A 9,730-nucleotide genomic window follows, 5' to 3' on the forward strand; every position below is an offset into this window, starting at 1 on the left:
GCAACGCCTGGCCGCCGCCCTGGGCCACGGGCTGCAGGCCATCGTGGAAGTCTCGCTGGACCGCCAGGACAGTGATTCGCTGGACAGCTTCGAGCGCCGCGCCGTGGCGCTGGACGCCGTGCAGCAGTGCTGGCGCGTGTCGGCCGGGCCTGATTTCATCCTCGTGGTGGCCGCGCCCGACATGCCGGCCTACCTGGAGTTGAGCCGCGCGCTATTCACGGGCGACGCCAACGTGCGCAATGTCAAGAGTTTTTTCAGCGTCAAGCGCGCCAAGTTTTCCACCGCCATGCCGCTGCCGTCCACAAATCCCGGAACAGCCGCCGAATGAGGCCAGGAGCCTTGATTTTGTGAGTATTTGTGCTCATCAGGAAGCTACGCTGCATCGGGGTCGCGTAGGACAAGAGGCCTGCAATGTGTCCCGAACGCCAACTTTGGGCAACGTTAAACTTTAAGGCGTTGCGCACGCACGGGGACAATGATACAAATTGATGCAACAACACTTTCTGACGCGCTAGGCAATCGGCGCGCACTCGGCTCGCACCGCCATGTCCTTGCGCCAGCGCATCCATCGCCGAACCTACCCCTTGCGCGTCTCCAGCATGGCATTGGGCGGCCTCGTCGTGGGCACGGCCATGACGGAGATGGGCGCCAGCCCGGCGGTCTGGGGCTTTGTGCTGGTAAGCGCCCTGGTCTGGCCGCACATCGCCTTTTTGCACGCCCGCCACAGCCGTGACAGCCACCGCGCCGAACACGCCAATCTGCAGATAGACGCGCTGATCATCGGCAGCTGGATTCCCGTGATGCATTTCTGCGCATTGCCCAGCATTGCGCTGCTGGCCATCAGCATTGCCGACCGCAACCACACGGCCACGCGCGACGGCTGGCTGCAATCGCTGGTGGCCACCTTGCTGGCCGCCGCGCTGGTGGCCCTGCTGCTGCGGCCCGTGCCCGGCTGGGAGGCCAGCCTGGCCGTGCAGCTGAGCATGCTGCCCCTGCTCCTGCTGCACAGCGTGTTCTCCAGCTGGTCCACGCGCCAGCTGGTGCGCAAGCTGGCGCGCCAGAACGTGAAGCTGCAGGTGCTCAGCCGCATCGACCCGCTGACCACGCTGTACAGCCGGGACTACTGGTGGCAAAAGGCCCGCGCCGCGCTGCGCGACTACCGGCAGACGCAGGCCTCGGCCTGCCTGCTGATCGTGGACATAGACCACTTCAAGCGCATCAACGACAGCTTTGGCCACACCGTGGGCGACGAGGTGCTGCAGGCCATAGGCCTGACCATCCGGCACTGCCTGCGCTCGCACGACGCGGCGGGCCGCTATGGCGGTGACGAGTTCGCCGTGCTGTGCATGCACACCCAGCTGGACGACGCCTATGCGGTGGCGCTGCGCATACGCAACCAGTTGAGCCAGCTGCGCGTGCGCGAGCATCCCCAGCTGCGCGTGAGCGCCAGCATTGGCGTGGCGGCGGCGGACCCGAGCTTTCTGTCGGTCAAGGACTGGATCAATGCGGCCGACAGCGCGCTCTACAGCGCCAAGGATGCCGGGCGCGACCAGGTGATTCCCGCCGCGCCGCTGATGGCCGGCAGCGCGCCTGCCCAGGCCGGAACAGCCTCGGACGCAGACCCCGATACAGGCTCCCACACGGGCCCGGACACCAGGGACTCCCGCCCCACGCACCAGCCGGACGACACGCTGATCTGAGAGCAGGCGCCAGCGGCAGGCGGTCTCAGAGCCCGCGATCGGCGCGCCGCACTTCGCCGCCGGGCCAGTTCAGGCAAACGCAGCAGCCGCCCGCAGGCGTGGCGCGGATGGTGGCCTCGCCGCCGTGGCGGCGCATCACGCCGCGCACCAGGGCCAGGCCCGTGCCCAGGCCGGGGAACTCGGATTCGCGGTGCATGCGCTGGAAGATGCCGAACAGCGCTCCCGCACGCGAGGGGTCGAACCCCACGCCGTTGTCCGTCACGCTGAGCGTGATGCCGCCGTCGGCATGGCGCTCCACATCGATGGCAATGCGCGGCTGGTCCACGGGGCGGGTGAACTTGACGGCGTTGTCCAGCAGCGCCTCCAGCACCTGGCGCAGCAGGGCCGCGTCGGCACGCACGGCGGGACTTTGCTGCGGCAGGCTCCATTGCAGCCGCGCAGCCGCGCCGCAGGCAGCCCAGCGCGGCTGCGCCAGCACTGCCGTGCGCGCCTGCTCCAGCAGCTCCTGCAAGGCGACGGGCTGCCACTGCATGGGCGTGCGCGCGGCGCGCGACAGGGCCAGCAGGCCGTCGAGCATGCCGCCCATGCGGCGCGCCGACTGGTCCATGGTCTGCAGGAAGCCGCGCGCCTCCTGCAGCTCCTGCGGCGAAGGTGCGGCCTGCGACAGCAGTTCATCGACCAGGGGGCCGAAGGACAGCACATGGCGCAGCGGCGCGCGCAGGTCGTGCGACACCGCATGCAGCCATTCCTGCTGCGCGGCGCGCAGGGCCTGCAGTTCCTGCTCGCGCTGGGCCAGGCGCTCCAGCGCATCCTGCAACGTGCGGGGAGGGCCCTGCAGGTCGGCGGCGGGGTCGGGGGGCGGATGGGGTGCGAAAGGTTCCGTCATGGCATGGACAGGGTCAGGAGATTCGGCAAATCGGCGTACCCCGTACGGGACCCGCCGGCGATGCGGGCCCTCGAGCCCACGTGTCTCGGAAGTCTCAGGACTTGGGCAGTTTGACTGGGCGCTTCCAGCTGGTGATGCTCACCTGCCTGCCCCGCGATACCGTGAGCACGCCGGGCTCGGTGCTCTTGGTGACCGTGGAGCCGCCGCCCACCGTGCCACCCGCGCCAATGGTGACGGGCGCCACCAGCACGCAATTGCTGCCGATGTGCACGTCGGCCTCGATCACCGTGCGGTGCTTGTTCACGCCGTCGTAGTTGGCCGTGATGGAGCCGGCGCCGTAGTTGACGCGCTCGCCCACCGTGGCATCGCCCAGGTAGGCCAGGTGGTTGGCCTTGGCGCCATCGGCCAGCACGGAGTTCTTGACCTCGACGAAGTTGCCGATGTGCACTTCGCGGCCCAGTTGCGCACCGGGGCGCAGGCGCGCAAACGGGCCGACCAGGGCGCCCTCGCCCACGCTGACGCCGGCCTTCTCGCCATCGACATGCGTGTACGGATGGAGGACGGCGCCCGCCGCAATCGTGGCGTTGGCAATGCTGCAATAGGCGCCGATGCGCGCACCTTCGCCAATCTCCACATGGCCGCTGAAGATGCAGCCCACGTCGATCTCCACATCCTGCCCGCAGGCCAAGTGCGCCGCGCGGCCCGTGCGCGGGTCGTCGCGCAGGTCAAAGCGCGCGGGGTCGGCCAGGCGCACGCCCTGCTCCATCAGCGCACGGGCCTGGGCGCCCTGGTGGGCGCGCTCCAGCTCGGCCAGTTGCAGCGGACTGTTGACGCCCGCCACCTGCACCGGGTCGGCAATGCAGTGCGCGACCACGGGCACACCGTCGGCCACGGCCATGGCGACCACGTCGGTCAGGTAGTACTCGCCCTGGGCGTTGTCATTGGTCAGGCGGGCCAGCCAGCCGGCCAGGTGGCGGGCCGGCACGGCCATGATGCCGCTGTAGATTTCCTGGATGGCGCGCTGGGCGTCATTGGCATCCTTTTGCTCGACGATGCGCTGCACCGTGCCGTCTTCGCCGCGCACGATGCGGCCATATCCCGTGGGATCGGGCAGGCGCACGGTCAGCAGCGCCAGCCGCTGGCCATCGGCCGCATCGACCAGGGCGCGCAGCGTGTCGGCCTGCGTCAGCGGCACATCGCCCGAGAGCACGATGACCATGCCATCGCCCGCCAGCGCAGGCACGGCCTGCTGCACCGCGTGGCCCGTGCCCAGCTGCGGCTCCTGGCGCACGAACTTCAGCGCCATGGAGCCGCCCTGGCAGGCCGCCGCCATGGCGGGCTCCACCTGGTCCGCGCCGTGGCCCGTGACCACCACGGCCGAGCGCGCATCCAGCTGCGCCGCCGTGGACAGCACATGGCCCAGCAACGGGCGCCCCGCCAGGCGCTGCAGGACTTTGGGAAGGCGGCTTTTCATGCGCGTGCCCTTGCCCGCGGCCATGATGACGAGATCCAGAGGTGCTGTCATAGGTGATTCATCCAAAACGCCAGAACCTGTGCCGGCAACGCCGCCGATTATCTGCCCGCCAAGGGCTGCGGCCGGTCACACGATTGACGTATGCTGGCGGCGCCATGCCCCATGCCACCACTGCACCCGTTCCCCTGCTGCGCACACGCGCCATCGGAGCCGGCCATCTGCGTGCCTTCCTGGCCGTGGCCCGGCACCTGAATTTCCGCGCGGCCGCCGACGAGCTGTCGCTGACGCAGTCGGCCGTGAGCCGCCAGATCCAGTCGCTGGAGGATGAAGTCGGCGTGCCGCTGTTCCTGCGCCACACGCGCGCCGTGGAGCTGACCGGGGCCGGCGCCCAGCTGCTGCGCTCGGTGGCGCCCGCACTGGAGCAGATCGACGCCTCGGTGCGCCAGATCCGCCAGACCGTGGGCCGCAAGAGCGTGGCCATCACCACCTGGGCCAGCTTTGCCGCCATGTGGCTGATCCCGCGCCTGGAGTCCTTCCAGCGCGCCTGGCCCGATATCGACATCCGCATCGACACCAGCGACACCGTGATGGACCTGGACACCACCGACGTGGACCTGGCCCTGCGCTACGGCCGCGCGGGCGACGGCTGGCCCCAGGCGCAGCGCCTGTTCGGCGAGCAATTGGCCGTGGTGGCCAGCCCGCGCCTGCTGGCCGGCGGCCCGCCGCTCAGGACGCCGGCCGACGCGGCGCGCTACACGCTGATCGAGACCGGCGACGCCCACCGCATGCCCCAGCTGGAATGGCTGGGCTGGCAGCGCTGGTTCGGCGTGCAGGGCTGCGACCAGCTGCAGCCGCCGCGCTGGCTGTACTTCAACTACGCCCACCAGATCGTGCAGGCCGCCCTGGCGGGCCAGGGCCTGGCGATTGCGCGGCTGCCGCTGGTGGCCGATGCGCTGGCGGCTGGCGACCTGGTCGAGGTGCTGCCCGCGCACCGGCTGGAATCGCCGCTGGCCTACTGGCTGATCGTGGGCCCGCGCAGCGCCGCGCGTCCCGAGGTGGCCGCCTTCTGCCGGTGGCTGCAGGAGCAGGCCGAGGTCACGCGCGAAACCGTCGAATCGCCCCCGGCTTGAAAAATACCCCCACGCTCCCCCGAAGGGGCCGTTTTCATCTTGGGGCGGCCCGGCGATGAAAAAAGGACGCGGGCATGCCGGCGTCCTTCATTCCTGTGCAGCCGGGCGCATGGCCCGGCGCGGGCATCAGCCCAGCGTCACGCGCGCAAACTTGCGCTTGCCCACTTGCACCACATAGGTGCCGGCTTCGAGCTTGAGGCCCCGGTCGCTGATGGCCGTGCCGTCCACGCGCACGCCGCCGCCGTCGATCAGGCGGTTGGCCTCGCTGGTCGAGGGCGCCAGGTTGGCCTGCTTGAGCAGGGCACCGATGCCCAGCGGCGCGCCCGACAGGCTGACCTCGTCGATCTGGTCGGGAATGCCGCCCTTGCTGCGGTTGTTGAAATCCTGCTCGGCCGCATCGGCCAGCGCAGCGCTGTGAAAGCGCGCCGTGATTTCCTTGGCCAGCAGCACCTTGGCGTCCTTGGGATTGCGCCCGCCTTCCACCTCGGCCTTGAGCGCGGCGATCTCGGCCAGGCTCTTGAACGACAGCAGGGTGTACCAGTTCCACATCAGCGTGTCCGAGATGCTCAGCACCTTGGCGAACATGGTGTTGGCGTCCTCGGTGATGCCGATGTAGTTGTTCTTGGACTTGGACATCTTGTGCTCGCCGTCCAGGCCCACCAGCAGCGGCATGGTGAGCACGCACTGCGTGTCCTGCCCGTATTCCTGCTGCAGATGGCGGCCCATGAGCAGGTTGAACTTCTGGTCCGTGCCGCCCATCTCCAGGTCGGCGCGCAGCGCCACCGAGTCATAGCCCTGCAGCAGCGGGTAGAGGAATTCGTGCAGGCTGATGGAGCTGCCGTCGGTGAAGCGCTGGTGGAAGTCGTTGCGCTCCATCATGCGGGCCACCGTGTACTTGGCCGACAGCTCGATCATGCCGCGCGCGCCCAGCTTGTCGCACCACTCGCTGTTGTAGCGCACCTCGGTGCGGGCGGGGTCCAGCACCTTGGCGGCCTGGGTGTAGTAGGTCTCGGCGTTGACCTTGATCTGCTCGGCCGTCAGCGGCGGGCGCGTGCTGTTGCGGCCCGAAGGATCGCCGATCAGGGTGGTGAAGTCGCCGATCAGGAAGATCACCTGGTGGCCCAGGTCCTGCAGCTGGCGCATCTTGTTGAGCACCACGGTGTGGCCCAGATGGATGTCGGGCGCCGTCGGGTCCAGGCCCAGCTTGATGCGCAGCGGCACGCCGGTGGCCTCGGAACGGGCCAGCTTTTGCACCCAGTCCGCCTGGGGCAGCAGCTCATCCACGCCGCGCAGGGTGGTTTCAAGCGCTTGGCTTACACCGTCGGTGACCGGGTATGTTGTAACAGCAGATTGATTCATAAGGGTTTTTCGCCAGGCCGCGTAGGACTGCGTCGGTATACTCCGGGGATTTTCCCGCTGCGGCGAATTCTAGACGCCCGCCTATCCGCACCGCAGAGCGCGGACTTGTTGCCCGTCTGGAGAGCGTATCCCGCCGCTGCGATGCTGTCCGGCCCCCGCAGGGCCGGATGCGCGCAACCCAAGGATCTGATGTTGTGAAATATGGCTTGAACCATGCCAGCGGTGCTCTTGTTGCGCGGCTGACCTCCGTGATCCAGCAACACCCCAAGCGTGTCACCGCGGCACTGGCAGCCATCTTGCTCACGGGCGGCGGCGGCGCCTTCGCCGTGGCCAACCTGGGACCCGATCCTGCCGACCTGCCGGTGCGCATGCTCTCCACGCCCGTGGAATCGCTGGCCGAAGGCCAGACCCTGGCCGAGCTGACCGACAGCGTGCAGGGCATGTCCCTGTACCGTTCCGAATACACGCGCGGCAGCGACACGGCCGAAACCCTGCTCCAGCGCCTGGGCGTGGCCGATCCGGCCGCTGCCGCCTTCATGCGCGGCAACGACCAGGTTCGCCAGCATGTGCTGGGCCGCGCCGGCCGCCTGGTGACGGCCGAGACCACGCCCGACCACCAGCTGTCGCAGCTGACCGTGCGCTGGGCGCCCGACGAGGACGGCAGCTTCCGCCGCCTCGTGGTCGAGCGCAAGAACAATGAACTGAGCACCCGCATCGAGACGGGCAAGCTGACGGCCTCGCCCCGCCTGGCCGGCGGCATCATCCGCAGCTCGCTGTTCGCCGCCACCGACGCGGCCTCCATCCCCGACGCCGTGGCCATGCAGATGGCCGACATCTTCCAGGGCGACGTGGACTTCCGCCGCAGCCTGCGCAAGGGCGACCGCTTCTCCGTGGTCTACGAATCGCTGGAAGCCGATGGCGAGCCGCTGCGCGCAGGCCGCGTGCTCAGCGCCGAATTCCACAACAACGGCAAGGTCGTGCAGGCGCTGTGGTTCCAGGACGAAGGCAAGGCCAAGGGCGACTACTACACCATGGACGGCAAGAGCCGCCGCCAGGCCTACCTGACCTCTCCCGTGGAGTTCTCGCGCATCAGCAGCGGCTTTGCCATGCGCATGCACCCCATCCACAAGACCTGGCGCGCCCACCTGGGCACGGACTTCGCCGCTGCCACGGGCACCAAGGTGCGTACCGTGGGCGACGGCACCGTCTCCTTCGCGGGTGTGCAGAACGGCTATGGCAACGTGATCTTCGTGGACCACGCCAACAACCACACCACGGTCTACGCCCACCTGAGCCACATCGGCGTCACGCGCGGCCAGCGCGTGGAACAGGGCGACATCATCGGCAACGTGGGCTCCACGGGCTGGGCCACCGGCCCGCACCTGCACTTCGAGTTCCGCGTCAACGGCGAGCACCGCGATCCCATGACCATCGTCCAGGCCACCGATGCCGCCCGCCCCGTCTCCAAGGCCGGCCGCGCCGCCTTCGACAAGATGGCCGCGCAGATGCGCATCGAGCTGCAGGCATCGAACGAAGCACTGGCCCTGGCCAGCGAACGCTGAGCCACCGCGCTCCCATCCCGCAAAGGCTGCCCTGGCAGCCTTTGTTGTTTCAGGCGCATCCTTTTGTGATCGCGGGCCCCAGGCCGCAGGGCTACCATTGCCGGCATGAACCAGCCCACCCCCTCCCCCATCGCCCACCGCTACTGCATAGGCCTGATGTCCGGCACCTCGCTTGACGGGGTGGACGGCGTGCTTGTGGACTTTGCCGAAGGCACGCAGGTGCTGTGGCATGCCAGCCGGGGGTTCGACGCCGCGCTGCGCGCCGAGCTGCTGTCGCTGAACACCCCCGATGGCCGCGACGAGCTGCACCGCGCGGCGCTGGCGGCAAATGCGCTGGCGCGCAGCTATGCCGAGGTGGTGCGGGAACTGCTGCAGGCCACGGGCCTGGCGCCCGCGCAGATCGCCGCCATTGGCGCCCACGGCCAGACCGTGCGCCACCGGCCGCAGATGTTCGACGGCACGGGCTACACCTTGCAGCTCAACAGCCCGGCCCTGCTGGCCGAGCTCAGCGGCGTTGCCGTGGTGGCCGACCTGCGCAGCCGCGATGTGGCCGCGGGCGGCCAGGGTGCGCCGCTGGTGCCCGCCTTCCACCAGGGCGTGTTCGGCCGGCCCGGCGAGACGGTGCTGGTGCTCAACATCGGCGGCATTGCCAACCTCAGCGTGCTGGCGGGCGATGGCACGGTGCTGGGCTTCGACTGCGGCCCCGGCAATGCGCTGATGGACGGCTGGTGCCAGACCCACACCGGCCAGCCCTATGACGACGGAGGCCAATGGGCGGCCACGGGCCAGGTGCTGCCCGCCCTGCTCGACCGCCTGCTGGCCGAGCCTTTCCTGCAGCAGCCGCCGCCCAAGAGCACGGGGCGCGACCTGTTCCATGCCGACTGGCTGGCCGGCCATCTTTCCGCCAGTGCAACCAGCTCTGCCGATGCCCGCCCTGCCGACGTGCAGGCCACGCTCACCGAATTCACGGCCCGCGCCTGCGCAGGTGCCGTGCAGCGCTTCGGGCGTGGCGGCGGCGAACTGCTGGTCTGCGGTGGAGGCGCCTTCAACACGCAACTGATGCAGCGCATCGCCGCCCTGCTGCCTGGCGTGGCCGTGGACACCACGGCCACGCGCGGCCTGCCGCCGCAGCAGGTGGAGGCCGCCGCCTTCGCCTGGCTGGCGCGCCAGGCCCTGCTGGGCCTGCCCGGCAACCTGCCCGCCGTGACGGGCGCACGCGGCCCGCGCATCCTGGGCGCCATCCACCCCGCATGAGTACCGCGGAAAAGCAGCGCCAGCAAAAAGGCCCGCGCAAGGCATTGCTGCCAGGCGCGGGCCCCACACCAAAAACGGTGCGCTACGTCAGCCGCCGATATAGACGAACTTGAAGAGGAAGACGCCGCCGATCAGCCACACCATCCAGTGCACTTCCTTGGCGCGCCCCGTGAACAGCTTGAGCACGGCATAGGTGATGAAGCCGAAGGCCAGGCCATTGGCCACCGAGTAGGTAAAAGGCATGAGCAGGGCCGTGACGGCAGCGGGGATGGCCTCGGTGGTCTCGCCCCATTCGATCTCGGTCAGCTCCTTGAGCATCAGGCAGGCCACGAAGAACAGCGCAGGCGCCGTGGCGTAGCCGGGCA

Annotated in this window: 8 protein-coding genes and 1 pseudogene; 5 read left to right on the forward strand and 4 right to left on the reverse strand. The window is 69.2% G+C overall.

From position 1 onward, the window contains the following. Both JHD82_RS27720 and JHD82_RS27725 read left to right on the forward strand, forming a co-directional pair. A partial coding sequence (locus tag JHD82_RS27720) for an Lrp/AsnC family transcriptional regulator (RefSeq protein ID WP_199140031.1) occupies positions 1 to 328 on the forward strand: 328 nt, incomplete at its 5' end. Between the two features lie 217 nt (positions 329 to 545). Beyond that, positions 546 to 1,700: a sensor domain-containing diguanylate cyclase gene (locus JHD82_RS27725; RefSeq protein ID WP_199140033.1), complete on the forward strand. Its 1,155-nt coding sequence runs from the start codon at positions 546 to 548 to the stop codon at positions 1,698 to 1,700. Between the two features lie 25 nt (positions 1,701 to 1,725). Here the strand turns inward: JHD82_RS27725 and JHD82_RS27730 are convergent, their stop codons facing one another. Both JHD82_RS27730 and glmU read right to left on the reverse strand, forming a co-directional pair. Further along, entirely contained in the window at positions 1,726 to 2,586 is an 861-nt protein-coding gene (locus JHD82_RS27730; protein ID WP_012207699.1) for an ATP-binding protein, read from the reverse strand. A gap of 94 nt (positions 2,587 to 2,680) precedes the next feature. Then, positions 2,681 to 4,111, reverse strand: coding sequence for a bifunctional UDP-N-acetylglucosamine diphosphorylase/glucosamine-1-phosphate N-acetyltransferase GlmU (gene glmU, locus JHD82_RS27735; RefSeq protein WP_199140035.1), 1,431 nt, complete (start codon positions 4,109 to 4,111; stop codon positions 2,681 to 2,683). A gap of 104 nt (positions 4,112 to 4,215) precedes the next feature. On the opposite strand from glmU, the gene JHD82_RS27740 reads away from it, so the two are divergent. Then, on the forward strand, positions 4,216 to 5,190 hold the full coding sequence (locus JHD82_RS27740) for a LysR substrate-binding domain-containing protein (RefSeq protein WP_012207701.1): 975 nt from the start codon (positions 4,216 to 4,218) through the stop codon (positions 5,188 to 5,190). A 126-nt stretch (positions 5,191 to 5,316) separates the two neighbouring features. Here JHD82_RS27740 and tyrS read toward each other — a convergent pair whose 3' ends face one another. Then, entirely contained in the window at positions 5,317 to 6,549 is a 1,233-nt protein-coding gene (gene tyrS, locus JHD82_RS27745) for a tyrosine--tRNA ligase (protein ID WP_012207702.1), read from the reverse strand. 167 nt (positions 6,550 to 6,716) lie between these two features. Here tyrS and JHD82_RS27750 point away from each other — a divergent pair, with 167 nt between their 5' ends. Together JHD82_RS27750 and JHD82_RS27755 are read left to right on the forward strand one after the other, a co-directional pair. Then, positions 6,717 to 8,111, forward strand: a complete 1,395-nt coding sequence (locus tag JHD82_RS27750; protein ID WP_012207703.1) for a peptidoglycan DD-metalloendopeptidase family protein — start codon at positions 6,717 to 6,719, stop codon at positions 8,109 to 8,111. A gap of 105 nt (positions 8,112 to 8,216) precedes the next feature. After that, positions 8,217 to 9,365: an anhydro-N-acetylmuramic acid kinase gene (locus JHD82_RS27755; RefSeq protein ID WP_199140037.1), complete on the forward strand. Its 1,149-nt coding sequence runs from the start codon at positions 8,217 to 8,219 to the stop codon at positions 9,363 to 9,365. 87 nt (positions 9,366 to 9,452) lie between these two features. Here JHD82_RS27755 and JHD82_RS27760 read toward each other — a convergent pair. Next, positions 9,453 to 9,730: pseudogene (locus JHD82_RS27760) on the reverse strand (NCS2 family permease); the annotation flags it as partial.

The organism is Delftia sp. ASV31 (genome assembly GCF_016428765.1).
Taxonomy (GTDB): Bacteria; Pseudomonadota; Gammaproteobacteria; order Burkholderiales; family Burkholderiaceae_C; genus Comamonas; species Comamonas acidovorans.

Coding starts and splice junctions, on each gene's coding strand:
- JHD82_RS27725 (WP_199140033.1), top strand. CDS start 546: ATGTCCTTGCGCCAGCGCATCCATCGCCGAACCTACCCCTTGCGCGTC.
- JHD82_RS27730 (WP_012207699.1), bottom strand. CDS start 2,586: ATGACGGAACCTTTCGCACCCCATCCGCCCCCCGACCCCGCCGCCGAC.
- JHD82_RS27755 (WP_199140037.1), top strand. CDS start 8,217: ATGAACCAGCCCACCCCCTCCCCCATCGCCCACCGCTACTGCATAGGC.
- JHD82_RS27750 (WP_012207703.1), top strand. CDS start 6,717: ATGCGCGCAACCCAAGGATCTGATGTTGTGAAATATGGCTTGAACCAT.
- glmU (WP_199140035.1), bottom strand. CDS start 4,111: ATGACAGCACCTCTGGATCTCGTCATCATGGCCGCGGGCAAGGGCACG.
- tyrS (WP_012207702.1), bottom strand. CDS start 6,549: ATGAATCAATCTGCTGTTACAACATACCCGGTCACCGACGGTGTAAGC.
- JHD82_RS27740 (WP_012207701.1), top strand. CDS start 4,216: ATGCCCCATGCCACCACTGCACCCGTTCCCCTGCTGCGCACACGCGCC.